Annotated in this window: 17 protein-coding genes and 1 tRNA gene; 7 read left to right on the top strand and 11 right to left on the bottom strand. The window is 60.6% G+C overall.

Annotated elements, in window-relative coordinates; translation table 11 throughout:
* Positions 1 to 10 precede the first annotated feature (10 nt).
* Positions 11 to 1,690, bottom strand: coding sequence for a nitrite/sulfite reductase (locus KPB06_RS11670; RefSeq protein WP_059576781.1), 1,680 nt, complete (start codon positions 1,688 to 1,690; stop codon positions 11 to 13).
* 214 nt (positions 1,691 to 1,904) lie between these two features.
* Between KPB06_RS11670 and KPB06_RS11665 the strand changes: the two genes are divergently transcribed.
* From KPB06_RS11665 to KPB06_RS11650, 4 genes are all read left to right on the top strand, one after another.
* Positions 1,905 to 2,846 carry a CysB family HTH-type transcriptional regulator gene (locus tag KPB06_RS11665; RefSeq protein WP_027785173.1) on the top strand — a complete coding sequence of 314 codons (942 nt, stop codon included), beginning with the start codon at positions 1,905 to 1,907 and terminating at the stop codon, positions 2,844 to 2,846.
* Positions 2,847 to 2,968: 122 nt separating this feature from the next.
* Positions 2,969 to 4,144 (top strand): ABC transporter substrate-binding protein, encoded by a 1,176-nt coding sequence (locus tag KPB06_RS11660; RefSeq protein WP_089465065.1) that lies wholly within the window; start codon positions 2,969 to 2,971, stop codon positions 4,142 to 4,144.
* Between the two features lie 92 nt (positions 4,145 to 4,236).
* Positions 4,237 to 4,321 (top strand) — tRNA-Leu (locus KPB06_RS11655).
* A gap of 173 nt (positions 4,322 to 4,494) precedes the next feature.
* Positions 4,495 to 5,709, top strand: coding sequence for a tyrosine-type recombinase/integrase (locus KPB06_RS11650; RefSeq protein ID WP_089446242.1), 1,215 nt, complete (start codon positions 4,495 to 4,497; stop codon positions 5,707 to 5,709).
* Between the two features lie 615 nt (positions 5,710 to 6,324).
* On the opposite strand, the gene KPB06_RS11645 is transcribed toward KPB06_RS11650, so the two are convergent.
* The 9 genes from KPB06_RS11645 to KPB06_RS11605 form a co-directional block, all read right to left on the bottom strand.
* A complete protein-coding gene (locus tag KPB06_RS11645) occupies positions 6,325 to 9,186 on the bottom strand; it encodes a DUF927 domain-containing protein (protein WP_179231739.1) in 2,862 nt (953 codons plus the stop codon).
* Between the two features lie 127 nt (positions 9,187 to 9,313).
* Positions 9,314 to 9,640, bottom strand: a complete 327-nt coding sequence (locus tag KPB06_RS11640) for a hypothetical protein (RefSeq protein WP_013699103.1) — start codon at positions 9,638 to 9,640, stop codon at positions 9,314 to 9,316.
* A gap of 10 nt (positions 9,641 to 9,650) precedes the next feature.
* Entirely contained in the window at positions 9,651 to 9,998 is a 348-nt protein-coding gene (locus KPB06_RS11635; protein WP_009908645.1) for a hypothetical protein, read from the bottom strand.
* Positions 9,991 to 10,203 carry a hypothetical protein gene (locus tag KPB06_RS11630; RefSeq protein ID WP_089465282.1) on the bottom strand — a complete coding sequence of 71 codons (213 nt, stop codon included), beginning with the start codon at positions 10,201 to 10,203 and terminating at the stop codon, positions 9,991 to 9,993. Before KPB06_RS11630 ends, KPB06_RS11635 begins: the two co-directional genes overlap by 8 nt.
* On the bottom strand, positions 10,196 to 10,498 hold the full coding sequence (locus KPB06_RS11625; RefSeq protein WP_077188936.1) for a hypothetical protein: 303 nt from the start codon (positions 10,496 to 10,498) through the stop codon (positions 10,196 to 10,198). The genes KPB06_RS11630 and KPB06_RS11625 overlap by 8 nt, the downstream gene beginning before the upstream one ends.
* Positions 10,491 to 10,667 carry a hypothetical protein gene (locus KPB06_RS11620; RefSeq protein WP_088510010.1) on the bottom strand — a complete coding sequence of 59 codons (177 nt, stop codon included), beginning with the start codon at positions 10,665 to 10,667 and terminating at the stop codon, positions 10,491 to 10,493. Before KPB06_RS11620 ends, KPB06_RS11625 begins: the two co-directional genes overlap by 8 nt.
* A 327-nt stretch (positions 10,668 to 10,994) precedes the next feature.
* Positions 10,995 to 11,519: a hypothetical protein gene (locus KPB06_RS11615; RefSeq protein ID WP_089465067.1), complete on the bottom strand. Its 525-nt coding sequence runs from the start codon at positions 11,517 to 11,519 to the stop codon at positions 10,995 to 10,997.
* On the bottom strand, positions 11,516 to 11,707 hold the full coding sequence (locus KPB06_RS11610) for a helix-turn-helix transcriptional regulator (protein ID WP_089465283.1): 192 nt from the start codon (positions 11,705 to 11,707) through the stop codon (positions 11,516 to 11,518). The genes KPB06_RS11615 and KPB06_RS11610 overlap by 4 nt, the downstream gene beginning before the upstream one ends.
* Before the next feature lie 661 nt (positions 11,708 to 12,368).
* Positions 12,369 to 13,313 carry a hypothetical protein gene (locus KPB06_RS11605; protein WP_143328718.1) on the bottom strand — a complete coding sequence of 315 codons (945 nt, stop codon included), beginning with the start codon at positions 13,311 to 13,313 and terminating at the stop codon, positions 12,369 to 12,371.
* A 679-nt stretch (positions 13,314 to 13,992) separates the two neighbouring features.
* Between KPB06_RS11605 and KPB06_RS11600 the strand changes: the two genes are divergently transcribed.
* Both KPB06_RS11600 and KPB06_RS11595 read left to right on the top strand, forming a co-directional pair.
* Positions 13,993 to 14,961: a reverse transcriptase domain-containing protein gene (locus KPB06_RS11600; protein ID WP_069224411.1), complete on the top strand. Its 969-nt coding sequence runs from the start codon at positions 13,993 to 13,995 to the stop codon at positions 14,959 to 14,961.
* A complete protein-coding gene (locus tag KPB06_RS11595) occupies positions 14,958 to 16,301 on the top strand; it encodes an AAA family ATPase (protein WP_069224286.1) in 1,344 nt (447 codons plus the stop codon). The genes KPB06_RS11600 and KPB06_RS11595 overlap by 4 nt, the downstream gene beginning before the upstream one ends.
* A gap of 409 nt (positions 16,302 to 16,710) precedes the next feature.
* Here KPB06_RS11595 and KPB06_RS11590 read toward each other — a convergent pair whose 3' ends face one another.
* On the bottom strand, positions 16,711 to 18,060 hold the full coding sequence (locus KPB06_RS11590) for a hypothetical protein (protein ID WP_143328719.1): 1,350 nt from the start codon (positions 18,058 to 18,060) through the stop codon (positions 16,711 to 16,713).
* A gap of 394 nt (positions 18,061 to 18,454) precedes the next feature.
* Between KPB06_RS11590 and KPB06_RS11585 the strand changes: the two genes are divergently transcribed.
* Positions 18,455 to 19,030: a recombinase family protein gene (locus KPB06_RS11585; protein ID WP_060010189.1), complete on the top strand. Its 576-nt coding sequence runs from the start codon at positions 18,455 to 18,457 to the stop codon at positions 19,028 to 19,030.
* Positions 19,031 to 19,372: the final 342 nt, after the last annotated feature.

Raw genomic sequence — 19,372 nt, 5'->3', positions numbered from 1 at the left:
ACCCGGTTGGTTACGCGTTCACTGCCTGGCGCGCCGCATACACGCGCTCCTTGAACGGCGCGATGCCGATGCGATCGTACGTATCGACGAAGCGCTCGCCGTCGATGCGTGCCTCGACGAACGTATCGATCAGCTTCGCGATCACGTCGGGCACTTCTTCCGCCGAGAACGACGGCCCGATCACGCGGCCGAGGCGCGCGCCGTTGCGGCCCGTGCCCTGCTCGCCGCCGAGCGACACCTGGTACCACTCGGCGCCGTCCTTGTCGACGCCGAGGATGCCGATGTTGCCGACGTGGTGGTGACCGCACGAGTTCATGCAACCGGAAATGTTCAGCGACAGGTCGCCGAGGTCGTACACGTAGTCGAGATCGTCGAAACGCTGCTGGATCGCCAGCGCGATCGGGATCGACTTCGCGTTCGCGAGCGAGCAGAAGTCGCCGCCCGGGCACGCGATGATGTCGGTCAGCAGGCCGATGTTCGGCGTCGCGAAACCGGCCGCCTTCGCCTTTTCCCACAGCGCGAACAGGTCGCGCTTCTTCACGTTCGCGAGAATCAGGTTCTGCTCGTGCGACACGCGCAGCTCGCCGAACGAGTACGCGTCGGCCCAGTCGGCGACCAGATCCATCTGCGCGTCGGTCGCGTCGCCCGGCGCCACGCGGTGATCCTTCAGCGACAGCGTGACGGCCGCATAGCCCGGCACCTTGTGCGGCGCGACGTTACGCTCGACCCAGCGCGCGAACGCCTTGTTCTCGAGCAGGTGCTGTTCGAACGACGCGTCGGTGTCGGCCAGCTTCTCGTAGACGGGCGGCTGGAAGTACTGCGACACGCGGTCGAGTTCGGCCTGCGTGAGCGTCGACGGGCCGTCCTTCAGGTGCTGCCACTCTTCCTCGACCTGCTGCGCGAACTTCGCCGGCGACAGCGCCTTCACGAGGATCTTGATCCGCGCCTTGTACAGGTTGTCGCGGCGGCCATAGCGGTTGTACACGCGCAGCACGGCTTCGCAGTAGGTGAGCAGGTGCTGCCACGGCAGGTCTTCCTTGATCACCGCGCCGACGATCGGCGTACGACCGAGGCCGCCGCCCGCGAGAATGCTCGCGACCACCTCGCCCTGCGCGTTCTTCTTCAGGTACACGCCGAGGTCGTGGATCTGCACGGCCGCGCGGTCATGCTTCGAACCCGACACCGCGATCTTGAACTTGCGCGGCAGCCACGCGAATTCGGGATGGAACGTCGACCACTGGCGCAGGATCTCGGCCCACGGGCGCGGATCGATCTCTTCGTCCTGCGCGACGCCGGCGAACTGGTCGGCCGTGATGTTGCGGATGCAGTTGCCCGACGTCTGGATGCCATGCATCTGCACCGACGCGAGCTTCGCGAGGATCTCGGGCGTGTCCTCGAGCTGGATCCAGTTGAACTGGATGTTCGAGCGCGTCGAGAAGTGGCCGTAGCCGCGGTCGTGCTCGCGGGCGATGCGCGCGAGCATCCGCAGCTGGTCGCTGCGCAGGTTGCCGTACGGAATCGCGATGCGGTGCATGTACGCGTGGCGCTGCATGTACAGGCCGTTCTGCAGACGCAGCGGACGGAACTCGTCTTCGCTCAACTCGCCCGACAGCCGGCGGCGCACCTGATCGCGGTACTGCGCGACGCGTTCGTCGACGATCGTCTGGTCGTATTGGTCGTACTGATACATTCGGGGACCCCAGGGTTTTCGTGGTGACCGCGCGACGTCCTAGCCACGTCGCGCCCGAATCTCCGTTCCGTCGTCACCGCCGCCAACCGCTGCCGGCTGGATTGCTAATGACGAAAACAGATATCCATATTTGAAAAACTCCGGTGAATCGTAATAAACTCGCCTTATATTTCAAACGACTAAAAAATTCTGTTGATATGCGGAAGGGTTATAAATGAACCTGCACCAATTTCGCTTCGTGCGCGAGGCCGTCCGGCAGAATTTCAACCTCACCGAGGCCGCCAAGGCGCTCTACACGTCGCAGCCGGGGGTATCGAAGGCGATCATCGAGCTCGAGGACGAGCTGGGCGTCGAAATCTTCACGCGGCACGGCAAGCGCGTGCGCTCGCTCACCGAGCCGGGGCGGATCATCCTCGCGTCGGTCGAGCGGATCCTGCAGGAAGTGGAAAGTCTGAAAAGGGTCGGAAAAGATTATGCGGCGCAGGATCAGGGCAACCTGACCATCGCGGCGACCCACACGCAGGCCCGCTACTCGCTGCCGGCCGCGATCGCCGAATTCAAGAAGCGCTTCCCGAAGGTTCACCTGTCGATCCTGCAGGGCAGCCCGACGCAGGTGGCCGAGATGGTGATTCACGACCAGGCCGATCTCGCGATCGCGACCGAGGCGATCTCCGACTACAAGGAGCTCGTGTCGCTACCCTGCTTCCAGTGGCATCATGCGGCCGTCGTGCCGGCCGACCACCCGCTGCTCGAACGCAAGCCGGTCACGCTGGACGATCTCGCCCAGTACCCGCTGATCACGTACGACGACGCGTTCGCGGGCCGCAAGAAGATCAACCATGCATTCGCGCTGCGCGGGCTGTCGCCGGACATCGTGCTCGAGGCGATCGACGCCGACGTGATCAAGACCTATGTCGAGCTCGGACTCGGCGTCGGCATCATGGCCGACATCGCGTTCAATCCCGAGCGCGACCGCGGCCTGCGGCTGATTCCGGTCGGCCACCTGTTCGGCAGCAACGTGACGCGCGTCGCGCTCAAGCAGGGCGCCTACCTGCGCAGCTATGTGTATACGCTGGTCGAGCTGCTGTCGCCGACGCTGAACCGCAAGCTGATCGAACAGGCGCTCAAGGGCGAATCCGAATCGTACGAGCTGTAAGCGCGCCCAGGCCCCGAGGGGCTCGGCAGAACCCGGGGCGGCCCGGCGTTTTCTCGAGCCCGCGTGTATAAACACAGGGGCGCATATCGCGCCCCTTTTTGCTGCCCGACGGAGATTCCCGCATGACGCTTCCCGCCCTGCCACGGCTTCCCGCCTCGTTGCGCCGCGCCGCCGGCGCCGCCCTCGTGCTGGCCTGCGCGGCCGCGCATGCCGACCTGAAGGTCGGCGTCGACCTGTCGTCCACCGGCCCGGCCGCCGCGATCGGCATCACGAGCAAGAACGCGATCCTGATGTGGCCGAAGACGATCGCCGGGCAGCCCGTGCAGGTCACGGTGCTCGACGACGCGTCCGACCCGGGCAACGCGGTGCGCAACATCCGCAAGCTGGTCGACGAGGATCACGTCGACGTCGTGGTCGGGCCGAACATCACGCCGGCCGCGCTCGCGGCGCTCGACGCGGTGGCCGCCGCGCAGACGCCGATGATCACGCTGGTCGGCTCCGGCGCGATCGTCGAGCCGCAGGAAGGCGCGCGGACCTGGGCGTTCAAGATGGCGCAGGGCGACCGCGCGATGGCCGACGTGATGACGCGCTACATGGCCAACCACGGCGTGAAGACGGTCGGCTTCATCGGCTTCGCCGACAGCTACGGCGACAGCTGGCTCAACGAATTCACGCGCTTCGCGGAGCTGCGCAAGATTCGCGTGGTCGCGACCGAGCGCTTCAACCGCACCGACGCGAGCGTCACGGGCCAGGCGCTGAAGCTCATCGCGGCGAAGCCCGATGCGATCCTGATCGCGGGCTCGGGCACGCCGGCCGTGCTGCCGCAGCGCACGCTGATCGAGCGCGGCTACAAGGGGCCCGTCTACCAGACCCACGGGATCGCGACGCCGGAATTCATCAAGCTGGGCGGCAAGGACGTCGACGGGACGCTGTTCCCGACCCAGCCGGTCGTCGTCGCGCGCACGCTGCCGGCCGACCATCCGGCCCGCCAGGCCGCGCTCGCGTTCGTCGACGCGTACGAGGCGAAGTACGGCGCCGGCACGGTCACGCAGTTCGCGGGCGACGCGGCGGGCGTGTACCCGCGCCTGGCCGATGCGGTCGGCCGTGCGTTGAAAACCGCGCAGCCCGGCACGCCCGCGTTCCGCACGGCGCTGCGCCGCGAGCTCGAACGCGCGCACGAACTCGTCGTGCCGAACGGCGTCGTCAATACGAGCGACAAGGATCACGTCGGGCTCGATCAGCGCGCGAGCGTGATGGGCGTCGTGAAGCAGGGTCGCTTCGTCTACCTGAGCCAGTGACTTGCGTGCGGATGCCGGGCAGCTTGCCCGGCATCCGGTTTTCCGCCATAATTCGCGTTTCGCCGCGTACGACCATGCGCGGCCAGGATCAAGCCCAGGTGGTGAAATTGGTAGACGCAGGGGACTCAAAATCCCCCGCCGCAAGGCGTGCCGGTTCGATTCCGGCCCTGGGCACCATGACATAGTTCCGGGAAATTCCCGGAAGTCCCAAAACCCGCGACAGCACAAGGCTTCGCGGGTTTTTTCATTCCGGCAAAGTGCCGTGTGGTGCGTAGACAGCCGGGGGCAAGCGGGGGCAACATTGGGGGGCAACCCAACCGAAATTGCCTTACCTGTTAGGAGTTGCCCCCGTGCCATTAACCGATACAGCCATCCGGAACGCCAAGCCTGCCGACAAGCCCGTGCGCCTGTTCGACGGAGGCGGCCTTTATCTGGAAATCGCCCCGAGCGGGGGCAAGTGGTGGCGCCTCAAATACCGATTTGGGGGCAAGGAAAAGCGCTACTCGCTCGGCGTCTACCCGGAAGTTACATTGGCGACCGCGCGGAAGAAGCGCGACGAAGCCCGCGAAAAGCTCGCTGCCGGCATCGATCCGGGTGAAGCGAAGAAGGCGGAAAAAAGGGCCAGCCTGCTCGCGGCCGCCCATTCGTTTGAGGTTGTCGCCCGTGGCTGGATGGCCGAGCGCAAGACGACCGTGGAGCCAGCGCAGCATGCCAAGACGCTCGCCCGCATGGAGAACGATGTATTCCCATGGCTCGGCAAGCGCCCTATCGCTGAAATCGACGCCCCGGAGATACTGGCCGTGCTGAAGCGCGTAGACGGGCGTGGAGCCAGATTTACCGCCCATCGCATCCGCAGCGAGATTAGCCGGGTATTCCGCTACGGCATCAAAGAGGGGCACTGCAAGGCCGATCCGGCCCGCGATCTGGTAGATGCAATCCCGCCCGCGCAGACAACACACTTTGCCTCGATCACTGAGCCGGAGAAAGTGGGCGAGATGCTTCGCGCGTTCGACGGCTTCACCGGCACGTTCCCGGTTCTCTGCGCGCTCAAGCTAGCCCCGATGCTGTTCGTTAGGCCGGGCGAGTTGCGGAAGGCAGAATGGGCGCAATTCGACCTCGACAAAGGCGAATGGCGCTATTTCGTCAACAAAACGAAAACGGATCACCTTGTTCCGCTGGCCGCGCAGGCTGTCACGATTTTGCGCGAGCTTCACGCCCTGACTGGCGAAGGCGTCTACGTGTTCCCCGGTGCTCGCGACCGAAATCGGCCGATGAGCGAGGCCGCTATCAATGCAGCCCTTCGTCGGCTCGGCTACGACACTCGCACCGAGATTACGGGTCACGGCTTCCGGGCAATGGCACGGACGATCCTGCATGAAGAGTTGGAGGAAAAGCCGGAAGTGATCGAGCACCAACTAGCGCATACCGTCCCTGACAGCCTTGGGCGGGCGTACAACCGAACAAAATTCATCAAGGCACGACGTTCGATGATGCAACAGTGGGCGGACTACCTCGACAAGCTCAAAGCCGGGGCGGAAATCATCCCGATCGCGGCGGCAAGATAGACCCGTGCCGCCACGCGTATGACCCCCTTGCGGCGCGCCTCCCACCGATTTTTCAGAGTTGGCACCGCACTGTCGGTCCCGTGCATGTCGGTATGAATATGACCCCCCTTAGGCGCGCCGAGAGTAGGAAAAACACGCGGGTGTGAGCCCCCGCGTCTTTGCCCTAGACGCAGGGTCCCCCGCTTTCCGCCCCCCCGACACTTGCGGTCGGCGCAACAATGTGCGATCGGGGCGCGTCGCGGACACCCCCCTCGAAAACACGTCGTCGATGCCCTTGGAATCCCGGAGAGCCGCGTCCCGTCTGGCTTCGTGGTCGACGCAGACGGTCGACGCCTGCCCGCTCAGTGCAAAACGAGTTGGAGATTTGGAGATAAACGCCTGAATCGGCCGCAAAGCCTTGTGGGGTAAGGCTTCGTGTGTCTCCAAACGATTTGGAGAACGCTGGAGATACTGGAGATAAACCGGGCTGGATTGTTACGGCTACGGCAAGATTCGCGGCCATCGCCGGCCCGGTTCCGTCTGGAGCGGATCGCTCAAAGTAACTTTGACGCACGGGCCAAAAATGCCGCGCAAAGGAATGCCCGCCACCGCCCTCCCGGACGGCGGCGGCGCATTTCACAGCTCAAGCGTGAAGATCGACGGCAGCACACGGTAGACCATGAACTTGCCGTGACCGGGGATGTATTCCTGCCGGTACGGATAGCCGTCACTACGCGGCATCAGCACGCCCCGCTTCATCAATGCCTTGGCGACGATCTTGTGATCGAAGCCGGCGCACACGTCCTTGCGGAACACGGCCGCTTCGATCAGGTATTCCGTCTCGACGCTTTCCGCATCGTCGGCGCTCATCTTGCCGCCGAACTCGGCGTAATACTCGCGATCGGAGGCGATGGGCGTTCGCCGCTCGTCGCGTTTCACGTGCTGCTTGAAGCCCGCTCGATGCGGCACGTTCGGCCGATGGTCGTCCTGCGCCCGGTTCATCCACACGAAACGGTTGTCGCCATGCGCGGCGAGGAAATGCTGCACCTGCCGCACGGCTTCGGCTTCGTCCGAGTTGCCGGTGCCGCCGCGCAGTTCGAGCCAGCCTTCGAAGCAGCGACGCGCAGCCTCGACCGCTTCGCCCTGCGGCCAGCCGGTCAGGCCGTGCGCCGTCGCCAACTCGCCGGCCACCGCAACGAGGCAGAACCGCTTGGCGACGCGCGCGACCTGCGAATGCGAGCCGTCCGGCACCCATTGCCCGACCAGCTCGTCGACGCGCATGCGCAGATGCTCGGCCAGCTCGCCGGCCTGCGACGACGCCCACTCGATGAACGCGGGGCCGGCCGTGCCGTAGTGCATGCCGGCGTGCCGCTCTAGATGCTCGATCAACGCGGCCGGCGTCGGGAAGCCGTGCAGTTTCTCGACGACGCCCATTTCGCCGACCTCGGCCGGGATCGCCGGCAAGCGCACCTCGATACCGCCTTTCATGGGCTTGTTGCCCTCGGCCATCAGCGCGGACACGCTCTTTTCGCCGTTCGACAGGAACAGCAGCCGCCACGTGAGAACCGGCTTTGCCGAGCCGCTACGTGACGCGCGGGCCTTGCCCGACTCGTTCGCGAGCATGTAGATCACATCGCCGACCAAGCGCGGCTCGACCTGTCCGATTTCGTCGAGGATCAGCAGCGCGTCGCTATGCTGCGTGGCGACGGCTTCGAGCGCGTTGTCGGTCGCCTTCCAGCTCCGCACGTAGTCCGGCGAGCCGAACACGGACGCGGCGATGACGCCGCCCGTCGACTTGCCCTTGGACGTCGTGCCGAGCAGGTGGAAACCGCCCGACTGAAGCCCGGAGAAGTGCAGCAGCGGACCAGCGAAGGCGGTAGCGACGCAGAACAGCAGCCGGCTATTGCCAACGCAGTAGGCCGCGACCTCGCGTTGCCAGTCGTCCAGCGTCCCGCGCTCCTTGAACTGGCTCTGGATCGGCGTGTCGGCCTGATAGATCAGCGCCTCTTTGCCGGTGCCGATGACGCGATCCGGCAGCACGAACGCGCCGTGATGCCAGCCGACGCGCGGCACGCAGCGCACGCGCTCGTCCGGCTGCGCCATCTGCACATAGTTCGCGATCTGCGTGCGGGCGATCTGCGTGACGCCGAGCTTCACGCCCATATCGAGCAGCATACGGCGCAGCTCCGTGCCGTCGCCGGCAAAGAGGCCGGCCGGCACCGCCCACCGTTTCAGGATGCCGTCGCGGTCCGTGAATTCGAGCAGGTAGCCCCACTCGCTGTTCATCTCGTTTCGCGTCTCCGCAATCACGTCGATACGCGTGCTGACCCAATGCGGCGGCAGCGGATCGCCCTGATTGTTGAAGCCGTGAAACCACACGCCCTTGTCGTCGACGACGAACCGCGACTTGCCGTCCTGCGCGCGGGCCGTTTTCGGGCGCTTGGCGGGCTTCGCGACGGCTGGAGCGGCCTTGCCCCTGCCGGCATCCGCTGAGCCGGCCGGTGCGAGCGCAGCGCGCACGGCGGCGGCTACCGCATCCGGGCCGACATGCGCAGCCAGGTCGTTGAAGTCGGTGCCGGCCGGAGGACGGTTTGAGCCGAAGTCGGGCACGGCGACGATGCCGGCGACGGCCTCGGCCGCCGCGCGAGCCTTCGTCACGCCCGGATTGCCCTTCGTCGTGTGGTCGTCGTCGGCGCACACGACGATGCGGGCGTCCGGATACTGGCCGCGCAGCGCCGTCGCGACCGCGTACAGGTTGCCGGCGTCGAACGCGACAGCGGCCGGATAGCCGGTCGCGGCCGCGAGCGTCGCGCACGTGGCGTAGCCCTCGCCAATCAGTACCGTCGACGGAGCGGAAGATAGCGGCCCGCCGATCAACGAGAAGCAGCCCGCCTTGCGGCCGTTCGGCAGATAGCGTTTCTGGCCGTCCGTCAGGACGAACTCCAGCGTCCATAGCTTGCCGTCCGCGTCACGTGCCGGGATGACCAGTGCTCCGTCGCATGCGGCCGTGCCGATGCACAAACTGCCGCGATAGACGCGCAGCGCGTCGACCGGGATGCGCTTGCGAACGAGATACGGATGATCGGCCGGCGCGGGCTCGGCCGCCGACCAGATCGATTCAGCGAGGGCCGATGCGGCTTGCTGCTTCTCGGTCAGTTCGGCCAGCTCGGCCGCCTCGCGGGCCGCGCGTTCGGCCTTCTGCCGCTCGCGTTCCGCTGGATCGACGGGCTTGGCTCGATGCGCACGCGGATCGAAGCCACCTTGCTTGGCAAGGTGAAACAGCGTGTTGATGGTGATCTTGCCGCCTTTGAACGACTTCCACACATCGCGCGCGTCCTTGCCGTTGTAGTTCTGCGCGCCTTGGCTCCATTCGTTCCAGAGGGCGAAGCCCTCCTCGCCAAACTCGGCCTTGAGCGCCATCCCCACCTGACGCCACGTGTCGCGGTCGTCGGGCGGAACATAGCCGAGCGCGACTCTCGCCCGCTCGAATTCGGACATGGGTGCGTTACTCATAGGTTCCCACTGGACGCGCGTCGGTCGGCTTCCGATTAGTAGTCCATATCGGGCAAGCAGCTACCCGACGCGCGAAGAATTGAATGATGCGGCGATGCCTAGCGGCGCAGCGTCAGCCGGCCGCGCGAGGCACCGACAGAACCGCCCCGCCGGCCGTGACGTCGTTGCTGTAGACGTAGCGGCCGAGCCGCGACTCGCCAAGGGCGTCGTTGGCCGCCTCCAGCGCTGCGCCGATCGACGGCAGGGACGCGCGGAACAGGCTCAGCACAAGCCAGTAGTCGTCATCGGACATGGCCTTGTCGGCCGCCCAATGCAGGCTGTCCAGCAGCTCCATCGCATCGCTGATCCGTGTCCCGATGCGGGTGGGATCGGGGCGGTTCACCTCGGCCACGAAGTGCGACGCGAGCGGTTGCACGGCATTCTTGTTCGTCTTTGCCATGACCGACCCCTCAGTGCGTTGTACGCGGTTCGCGCGTGACGAGGCCGAGCGCCGCGAACAGGTGCTGTTGCACGCGCCCCATCAGGCCGGCCGCGAACGCTTGCCGGCTGATCGTCACGCGGTGCGCGTCGACGTCGCCTGCGTCCTGCATGGCGGCTTCCATGCCGCGCGCGAACGCGGCGGCCTGATGCGCCGCGTAGTCGTGCAGTCGCACGTCGCCTTTCAGGTCGAGCCATGCGTCGGCGCAGATCGCGCCAAGGTCGACGGCGAATTGCAGCTCGATCGGTGCGCCCGTATCCAACGGCGGTGCGTTGTCGAATCCGTCGACAACCGCGGTTCGGATGCGCTGGTCAGTCATGGCACACCTCCGGCTGCGCGGTGCGGCGCATTTCGGCCGAATACCGGCTCGCGACGCTCTGCCCCATGTCGACGAGCGCTCGCTCGTAGGTGCCCTCCGCAAGATGCGAACGGACAGCATCGAACAGGGCTTCGAGGTGGGCGAACTGATGGGCCGCACACATGGCGATCATCGTGACTTCGTTCGGCAGGCGGTATTTAGACATGGCGCACCTCCAGAATCGACGCGAGGAGGTGCCGGACGTCGACCGTGCAATCCAGCTCCGCTTCGCCGCGAATCGGCGTGAGGTTCCAGTCATAGACGGCCGCGTGCGCGAAATCGCCAGACCGGCGACCGCAGACGCTACGCCCCGAGACAGGGCCGCCCAAGATCCGCACACGCCAATCGTGATCGGGCGTCGGACGAGCCGACGCCACCTCGACCAGCATGCCGATACGCGAGCGCGCATCGCATTTCGTGACGATCGCCAGATCGCCGATCTTGCAGCGCAGGTCAGCCATGGCGCACCTCCGCACGGACGAGCGCGGCGATTGCGGCCAGCGCCGCTCCGGTTGCGTCGAGCGCGTCCTGATACGTGCTGGCGGTTGCCGCATCGCGCAGTGCTGCGCGGACGATGGATTGAATGAGGTGGGATTGCTGCCCGGTACGGGCGTGCGTGGGCTGGCGCATTGGGTGCGACCTCCTTGGACGGGTTGACGAACCCGGTCCCGCTGTCAAACGGGGTGGCCGGGCACATGGCAGGGTTGACAGACCGGCGTCCAAGGGAACCGGCGTGCGCGAACGCACCCCCACCAAGGCCCGACCATAGAAGGCGCAAGGTGTACGGACGTAAAAAAACCGCGCGAAGGCGGTTGTCCGCCTTGGAACTATTCCGGCTGTCACCCCGGGCCGCTGTTGTCTCAGCGACGCGCACAGGATACCGCGCGATGCTGGACGACGCAAATCGCGACGCCCCTCGCCGCGTATTGCCTAGTGCAAAGCGACTTTGGGGGAGCATCAGGCGGCCTCCCCCTTGAGCACAGCGGTCGCCAGCTTGAGCTGTTCGATATCCAGTCGCGAGCTGCCCTGCGCCAGTGATTGGCCGAGCGCGACGCCTCGCAGCAGGGCGCTAACTTGCAAACGGCGCGTCCCGTCCGTGCACTGCGCATCGAAGTCGTTGTAAAGCGCACGATAGGCTTTCCGCAGCTGTTGGTACTGTTGACGACGATAGTTCGCCGAATCCTGTTCAGCAGCGGCAATCGCCTGGACGAACTTCTCGCAGGCGGTGCCAAGTTGCTTTGTCGTCAGACGCGGGGCTTCGAGCGCGAGCGTCGAGGCAAGCGTTACGGCGATCGCAACGAGCTTCCCGGCGTCGTCGCCACGGTTCCAGAAGCAGCCCTCGATGTCATCGAGGATTCCTGCGAGCTTGCGGAGTCGGGCGTCGCGGCAACGCACGAACGCAGCGTCGCGGGCCGTGACGGCGGCGCCCATCGCCCGACCATACGGGCCGCCGCGATCGATCATAAGGGAGGGCGCGCTCATGCTTGCTCCCGCGTCGATTGGCGGGATTCGACCCAGTTCTGGACGTCTTGCGCGCGCCAGCCGACGCTCCTGGCCCCTAACTGGACCGGCGCTGGAAACGTGCCTTCACGAATCCAGCGATACAGCGTCGTTTTCTTGACGCCGACGCAATCCAACACACCAATAAGTCGAAGAATCTTAAGAGCCATTTTCTGTTGAGAAATGGCCTGTTCCGCAAGAAGGAGGAAAACGGTGGCAATAAACCGCGCCCGTACTATCAAAGTACGGGCGCAATGAAGTTCGCGGGAGAGGCACAAAGTAACTTTGCAAAGTTACTTTGCACGGCGCGCCGTGCGCGGTATCATTCGTCCCAACAAGAGCTATGCGTTTCCTAGGCGCGGTGGCTCTTGTGGTTCCTCCAATTATGGAACAGGCAGCCAAGCCAAAAAATCGCCGGCGGGATGTGTTGGTAGCACACCCCCGGCACCCTCTCGTCAGCGCGACGAAATATGTTCAACGATTGAGCATTCCCCGCCTTTTTCCCTTGTATCGCCCACATATTCCTAGAGCCGTGTTCGATTAGGTGCCAACAAGTACCGTCATTATATCGAAAGGTCTGCCCCCATAAAAGGTTTGTCTCGGATTATCTAAGACCTCGATACATGGTGTCGCTGTTCGGCCATGAGCGCTCATTCGTCGATCACTACGCACAGACGTTTGAGGAGAGAGTTCTGCTTGAGATAACAGACATTCGCGAACATGTTTGGATATCGGCGGATCGACCAGAGGGAATCACATGCACCCCGCAAACCAGAACGCGAAGTCCGCCACCCGAACGGCATACCCAACGACCACGACCTGCGCGAACCGTCAAAACTTGGACTCTTGACGAATCGATATCGTGCGATTGCCCCCATTCACTTTCATCGCGGCTTGCTCGGCTACCCAACTATTGACGAGATCGGTTACCCACTGAACCGTCACAAATGTACATGCCCGTGTGCGACCATTCGTCATCACGCCTACAAGGAAGTAATTGAAGTTATTCCTTCCAATGGGAAGTCTGAGGAAGACGGGGCCTCCGCTCAACCCATTTATATCCGAGACCGGGCTGCCTTGCTCAAAATCGGCAGTTATCGAATGCGGAAACGGTCCGGGTCCACTCACATACCCTGTCAGATGAACACCCTGTTGAATGATCGTTGCTGATTCATAAGCGATTGACGATTCCGTACCATTGAGGGGAAAGCCCCGCGCGCGAAGCCTTATTTTTTCGGATGTTCGGTTATTTTCAACGACGCTATCAAACCAAGTGCCTGCCGGAGGTAACTTTATCGCATTCGCGAGCACTGCCGAGCTAGCGCGACTAGAGAGACCCGTCAATGGCAATACTGCGATATCGAATTCACCGTTTTGCGTAAATTCGTCGGTGCGTTCCAAAGCCTTCGCAGTTAGCACCTCGCTGAAGGTAAGCCAGAAGTCCCCCCGCGGGCTGCGGTCAGTGTTCGTAGTATGCTTTCGCCGCCCGTGCGTGCCCGCTTTCTTCGTTGAGATCAGCCCCCGCTGCTTAAGTCCTCTGGCATGCTTGCGGAAAGGAGCGGGAATCAGCAAGTTACGAACGTTATCTGCCAGAGACTGTCCGGGCTTCCAAATGCAATGGAGCGATGTTACGACAAAACAATGTTCACCAGACCGGACGAAGAAACCGGACCCGTGCATGCCCGTCGACATTTCGACTCCGGGTATATGGGAAATGATTGGAAAGGCGCAAAGCTGCGGTAGTCCTGTATGTTTGAATGAAATGTCTGCGTCCATATACACCGCTTCTCGTTTGATCCCGCTCGGACGCGGGCGGTCCGACAGCAATCCAACACCGTTCTCGGGCAAGGACTCTAGCAGGTCGGCTTACCGACCTCAATGCATATGGGGTCGGCTCATGAAGTGGCCGTTGTGGCTCAGCAGCCGCGTTTGCGTTTTCAAAGCTAGCGCCGGCTGAGCTGGGTCGTCCTGCGCCGGTCGAGCGTGACACGGCGGCGGCCGGCCGCGGCGGCCATATGGGACAATCGTTCGACGCATTGTTCAGGCATTCAAAAGGCCCCTTCACTCAGCAAGCGGTCATTCGATTGTTGAGAGCGCGACCTTCCCCCTCTTCAGCAGGGCCAGCCGGCGCCGCTGAGCGTTTGCACTGGGCGGCGAGTTGCGTTAAGCTCCCAACATGCCAGCGACTAGGAGCATCTCCAGTCTCACGTCTGGCCTCTCCCGGCTCTGCATCTACTTTACGATTGGGCGGTGCGCCTCCTCTAGGCCGCCGCCCAAATTGTAACCGCTGTCAAAAGCGACCTTCTCGCTCTCCCACTCTGCCACCCGTTCCGTCATCTTTTATGTGACGATGGCGTTGCATCGGCAGTACGTACATGCCGGCAGCACAATCGCACTCGGTCGGTCGTTTCGCGTGTCGCGAGACGGGTTCGTTGACCTTACTTCACTCGTCTCCATGACTAAGAAGCCACTCGCAGAGCTGTTTCGGGCGATGTATCACGGCAAATACGACTATCGTGACTTCATAGGCGAAGCCCTGGATTCCCGATACAAGCCGCTCAACGTGGGCGGAACCCAAGCGTCGAAGGAACGCCTTGTCTACGCACCAGACAAGACAATGAAGATCTATCATAGTTTCCTCAACCTGTTTCTGTTCGAGTACCTTGATGTCAATGAACAGGTCGTGTTTTCCTACCGAAAAGGCGTAAACGTTCTCGGGGCCGTGAGAAAGCACGCGCATAACAAGCACTTCTTCCAAGCCGACATCCAGGATTTTTTCCCGAATATTGATTCGACGATGGTGCGTGCAGTCGTTGAGAGTGCCGCGGCGCGCACGCCGATCTCCGACCTCTTGGATCATGTCGATCGCATTATCGAACTGGTTACGATCGACGGCGCCTTACCAATTGGCTTTCCTGCCTCCCCGCTCATCAGCAATGCGGTGCTGCGTACCTTCGACGATCGCTTCGAGGGCTATTGCGCGGAGCACGGGATGGTCTACACGCGATACTCCGATGACATCATCGTCTCTTCGCAAAACAGGGATGACCTCACCAATCTCGCAGCCATTATCGAAGTGATGCTTCAGTCCGTCGGATTAGCTCAACTCAAACTCAATCCGGAGAAAACAAAAATTACGAGCGTTGGCCGGAAAATCAAACTTCTCGGCTTGGTGATACTACCGAATGGAGCCGTTTCTGTCGACATCAAATTGAAGCGACAAATCGAGACGATGCTTCATTTTTACATTACGGATAGTGCGAAATTCCGTGATTTTTCAGATACAGATCTTGCCAAAGCTACGGAGCAACTTTCCGGCTATGTGAACTACGTGAACACTGTCGACCCAGCATACCTCGATAAGCTCCGTAAAAAATATGGCGTCACCGTAATCGACACCCTTATGCACCAAGGATCAAAATGAAGCTGATCCTGAAAATTGAGAACGTGCAGCACATCCGCTCGGCAGAGCTAGCTCTTGATCTAGACGAGAATGGAATCACCTGCCTCGTTGGGCGCAATGGGATTGGGAAGACCACTCTTATTAAGGCGTTGCGCAATCTTCGTATAGCGGATACATTCAAGAAAACGGCCATCGACAGTATTTTTTCGACGTCGAGCAAGATCGTTTACTCGTGCGATCCGTATGAATACGCCTTTACTTTCGACCCTAAACTTAAGAGCCTCAACTGCAAAGCAGTCGTCGCACAGCAGCTTCGCGATAGCCTCGAAGTTGAGCTTCCAATGCCCTATGGTGATCGTTTCAACTTTTTCCAGAGTATCAGCGATGCCGACCGCGAAATCCGACGTAACATCGTCATTGAAAATTATACGCGCCCCGATGAGCTGATCGATCTTCTCGGTGCGATCTACGACAGCAATAAATTTGACAATCTGCGTTGCATCACCATCAAGAAGAGAACTTACTATTGCCTTATTCTTGACGAAAGTAGATATATCCGGGAAGACTATCTCAGCTCCGGAGAGTATTTTCTGATATCACTCTACCGAAACATCGTTTCCGGCAGAAAGCTGATCGTTATCGATGAGATTGATATTTCCCTTGACGCTGCCGCTCAGGCAAAGCTTGCGGAGCAGCTGAGGCTGTACTGTCAAAAGTATGCGGTAAACATTATATTCACGACGCACTCGCTTGCGATCATGGGAACCCTACGCTCCGATGAGCTACATTACATCGAGTCGCAAGACGGGGTGCTCGACATTCAACCCGTTTCTTTTAACTATGCAAAGAGCCTATTATTCGGATTTTCAGGGTGGGATAAGTACATCCTCACCGAAGACGATGTACTTGAAAATTTCATTGAATTTTCCATCAAAAAATATCTCCCAAGGACATTTTACAAATACAAAATTATATTTATCGGCGGCGGAACTAATACAGTCAAATTGATGGACAGAAATTCCGATCAACACTTTCTTTCCACCGAAGATAACGTCATTTCTGTTTTGGACGGTGATCAGCGCGGATTTCGCTACGCTCGAGATCGGAGAAATATCGAGTTCCTGCCGTGGGATAGCATCGAAAAACAGATTTTTATCGAATATATGAATGGAAAATACTGGCCGCGTTTATCTACGGAAGAAAACCCGGGCATCGACAATCCAGATGGAAAGAATTTATACGCCGCATTGATTCGAAACAGGATCGTGTCACAAGAGGAAATGTTCCTGCACTTGTGCACTACATACGATGAGCAGGCACGTGCATTTGCACATTCGCTGTCTGGTTTTTTGAATAATTAGTTGCGCATCCGGCTCCAGAGACTGCGCAACGGGTGGATACCCGCACTAAATCGACCGGTAGCAACGCTCGCGTCCTTGTTTTCCATCACCTTGTCGCCGTGATGCGTCTCCAGTGACGGAGTATGTATGAACCAGCAACCCTCACCACCCCGACCCGGCGGGCAACCATCAATCGAATCGCGAGCGGCAGTTCTGGGTCGACTTCTGCCGTCGGCGACCACGGCCACCAACGATGCGTGCAAAACTACATCGTCGGTCCGGGTTCGGCCAACTGCGGACTCTCGTTGCTCCGACGCGGAAGTCCGCTGTTGTATAGCCAACGGACGGCTGTCGTCCGAAAAGGAGAGGACTTGCCGCTGGTCGTTTGCGTCCGATCCGGCAACTCACAATCAGGAAAGCAATCGCGATATCACCAACGAACCTTCCACATTCCTCCACCAGTACATGCCCCGCAATGTTGGATACTTTTCCAATTGCTTCTTCCTACTAGTTTTTCTACCCCCTTCTTCGCTTTTTCTGCTTTTGAGGCGCTTTGCCAACTTGTGTGGCCGCAGTCCTTAACCTCAACAAGCACATCGTAAGCAGGTTTGCTGTGAGCTTTTTTGTAATAACGTATTTCGCCGCCCTTCGGTTCAGGCGGCACATGCGCCATGGCTGCTGGTTGAGCATCAAGATCGGGACCCTTGATCTGCTCTAGAGCATATTCCGCCGCTTCAGCACGATTACTTAGAATCGCAATATCGTTTTTTGCCTGTGCGAGATCAGCTTTGAGTTGCTCGTTATCGTCAAGATACATCTTCGCGATCTCGAGTTCCTCAGAATTTGCGGAGGCCCGTTTCTCGAGTTCCGTCAATCTGGAGCGAGCTGCTTCGCTCTTAATCTGCCTAATTTCCGCCGGCGGTACAACCGTCAATGCCGCAACCGACATAACTTTGTGGCGCAAAGTTGAGCGAAAGCGCAACGCCCCCTTCCCATCGTGGTCGTTAGACAAGAGCGCGGATGCGGTCCAGACGCGTCCAAAGAACTGGGCCGTAGCAGAACTGCTAGTTGTAACCGGCCAGTAGAGCCGTACTGCACCAAGGTAGCACGAATTTTCCTTCCCAACCTCATCTGTAAGCATCCAAGATGCTTCGTCATCGATTGTCACTACATGCGCCAACCCAGCTAGATCGTATGCAAGTGCTTCGTCGAATTTCGACCATAATATCTCTCCGTCGTTCTTGGAAACTACAACAATTGGCATACGTCGCTTGCTGGAGCGCAGTTGGTCAAGTAGCGTCCGTGCTCCATCTTCACCAACAAGCGGAGTGAATTTCCCAATGGGTATTCGGTTCCCATTCATTGACCAACCAACGTCAAGCGCAAGCAACTGCCGAACTACCGCTGGGCAACGGGGATCAATGTATACCGGCGCGATCAAGCTAACCGTATTTGTAACGGATAGCGTCACATGGACAGAGACGTCGGATGACGATCGGGCGACCGTAAGTGTCGTCGAAAATATCTGCCCCGCTTTCGAAAATTCGTCTAGCCTAATTTCTTCTAAATCACCCCCGTCCGCGACTGTACGCTCTCTGGCAAATTTTCCTTGACCATTCTCCGTTAAAGAATTGAAAGTACCTTCGTTACAGGTGGGATCGCTCACACCTTTGTCAGATAACCATTGAAAAATGACGCCTGTGACATCATTTTTAAGTTTTTCGGCCTCGTTAATGGGAAGGCTGCGAGCTTCGAGGAGGTAGGCAGAGATATGTTGCATATTTGATCGGCGGGGCTAGTTTGGAGAGTTGGTCGGAAACGATCTACCATTACCATGGATATTCAGCATAAACGATACCAACTTTTAAGGGCAAGCATGTGCTTCTCTATTCGCTTGCACGAAATTCCCAATGTCTGGTAACAGCTGAGTGGCGGGCGGTTGGCCATCGGTCATGACCGGCCGCTCCGGGTCGGTTGTTGTCGTTCGAATAGTGGCACCTTCCTACCTGTCCCCGCGGCCGACCGGAAGGCAATCGGCCTCCAATCCAATCCGCCAGTCCAAAACCGATCCCTTGCGGACAGAGGCATTTTGCCCTGTCCGTAAATAAGGGTTGAAATGTTTTGGACATCGCCTTATATTCGGACATCTATTTCGTACAGATTGAGTGCCCGATATGTCCCGAACCTTTGCCTATGCCCGCGTCAGTACGTCCGACCAGACCACCGCGAACCAGTTACGCGAGATCGAGGCGGCCGGCTTCTCGGTCGACAAGCGCCGCGTTGTGTCGGAAAGCATTTCGGGGAGCGTAAGCGCCGATCAGCGGCCGGGGTTTGCGCAGTTGCTCGTCAAGATGGAAGAAGGCGACGTGTTGATCGTGACGAAGCTCGACCGACTCGGCCGCAATGCGATGGACGTGCGGGCCACGGTCGAAGGATTGGCCGAACGCGGTATCCGCGTTCATTGTCTCGCCCTCGGCGGCGTAGATCTGACGAGCGCGGCAGGCCGGATGACGATGCAGGTATTGAACGCGGTGGCCGAATTCGAGCGGGATCTGTTGATTGAGCGCACGCACGCTGGTATCGCTCGCGCGAAGGCGGAAGGCAAGGCGATGGGGCGGCCGTCCGCCCTGTCGGACAAGCAGCGGGCGGACGTGCTGCGCGAGTTGGACGCGGGGGCAAGCGTGGCCGCGCTTGCTCGGCGATTTGGCACGAGCCGCCAGACGATCATGCGGGTACGCGACGCAGTCTAAGCGCGCGCGCCGTTCAACTCACGCCCTGCTAGAGCCCGGCTCGCTGGGTGGTGGAGCGAGCAGCTTAAAGGCGCGAGGCGGCGCATGCGCGGTTCCGGATGGATATCGGTCCGCATTGCCCAAGTGGCAGCACTCCAAAAGTGCGTCCAGTCTCTCATCTGTATAGGACTGGACCAGACCAAGCAGACAGTGTCAGGTTGTCTGACTCAGTTCGGCCATGTCCGGACATTGGCATGTCGTTCCTCGTTGGCCGCCTTGCCGACAGCTTCGGACGTTGAGCGTCGACGATCTTCGCCGGCATCGCAGCGTGAGAAAACGCGTGGCAAGTAGTGAGGCGTTTTG

It is taken from the genome of Burkholderia semiarida, assembly GCF_029268935.1.
Classification (GTDB): domain Bacteria; phylum Pseudomonadota; class Gammaproteobacteria; order Burkholderiales; family Burkholderiaceae; genus Burkholderia; species Burkholderia semiarida.
This window is presented reverse-complemented; position numbering and strand designations above follow the sequence as displayed.

Bases quoted from the DNA above. Each gene is read 5' to 3' on its own strand.
- KPB06_RS11670 (WP_059576781.1), bottom strand. From the start codon at position 1,690: ATGTATCAGTACGACCAATACGACCAGACGATCGTCGACGAACGCGTC.
- KPB06_RS11665 (WP_027785173.1), top strand. From the start codon at position 1,905: ATGAACCTGCACCAATTTCGCTTCGTGCGCGAGGCCGTCCGGCAGAAT.
- KPB06_RS11660 (WP_089465065.1), top strand. From the start codon at position 2,969: ATGACGCTTCCCGCCCTGCCACGGCTTCCCGCCTCGTTGCGCCGCGCC.
- KPB06_RS11645 (WP_179231739.1), bottom strand. From the start codon at position 9,186: ATGTCCGAATTCGAGCGGGCGAGAGTCGCGCTCGGCTATGTTCCGCCC.
- KPB06_RS11640 (WP_013699103.1), bottom strand. From the start codon at position 9,640: ATGGCAAAGACGAACAAGAATGCCGTGCAACCGCTCGCGTCGCACTTC.
- KPB06_RS11635 (WP_009908645.1), bottom strand. From the start codon at position 9,998: ATGACTGACCAGCGCATCCGAACCGCGGTTGTCGACGGATTCGACAAC.
- KPB06_RS11630 (WP_089465282.1), bottom strand. From the start codon at position 10,203: ATGTCTAAATACCGCCTGCCGAACGAAGTCACGATGATCGCCATGTGT.
- KPB06_RS11625 (WP_077188936.1), bottom strand. From the start codon at position 10,498: ATGGCTGACCTGCGCTGCAAGATCGGCGATCTGGCGATCGTCACGAAA.
- KPB06_RS11620 (WP_088510010.1), bottom strand. From the start codon at position 10,667: ATGCGCCAGCCCACGCACGCCCGTACCGGGCAGCAATCCCACCTCATT.
- KPB06_RS11615 (WP_089465067.1), bottom strand. From the start codon at position 11,519: ATGAGCGCGCCCTCCCTTATGATCGATCGCGGCGGCCCGTATGGTCGG.
- KPB06_RS11610 (WP_089465283.1), bottom strand. From the start codon at position 11,707: ATGGCTCTTAAGATTCTTCGACTTATTGGTGTGTTGGATTGCGTCGGC.
- KPB06_RS11605 (WP_143328718.1), bottom strand. From the start codon at position 13,313: ATGGACGCAGACATTTCATTCAAACATACAGGACTACCGCAGCTTTGC.
- KPB06_RS11600 (WP_069224411.1), top strand. From the start codon at position 13,993: ATGACTAAGAAGCCACTCGCAGAGCTGTTTCGGGCGATGTATCACGGC.
- KPB06_RS11595 (WP_069224286.1), top strand. From the start codon at position 14,958: ATGAAGCTGATCCTGAAAATTGAGAACGTGCAGCACATCCGCTCGGCA.
- KPB06_RS11590 (WP_143328719.1), bottom strand. From the start codon at position 18,060: ATGCAACATATCTCTGCCTACCTCCTCGAAGCTCGCAGCCTTCCCATT.
- KPB06_RS11585 (WP_060010189.1), top strand. From the start codon at position 18,455: ATGTCCCGAACCTTTGCCTATGCCCGCGTCAGTACGTCCGACCAGACC.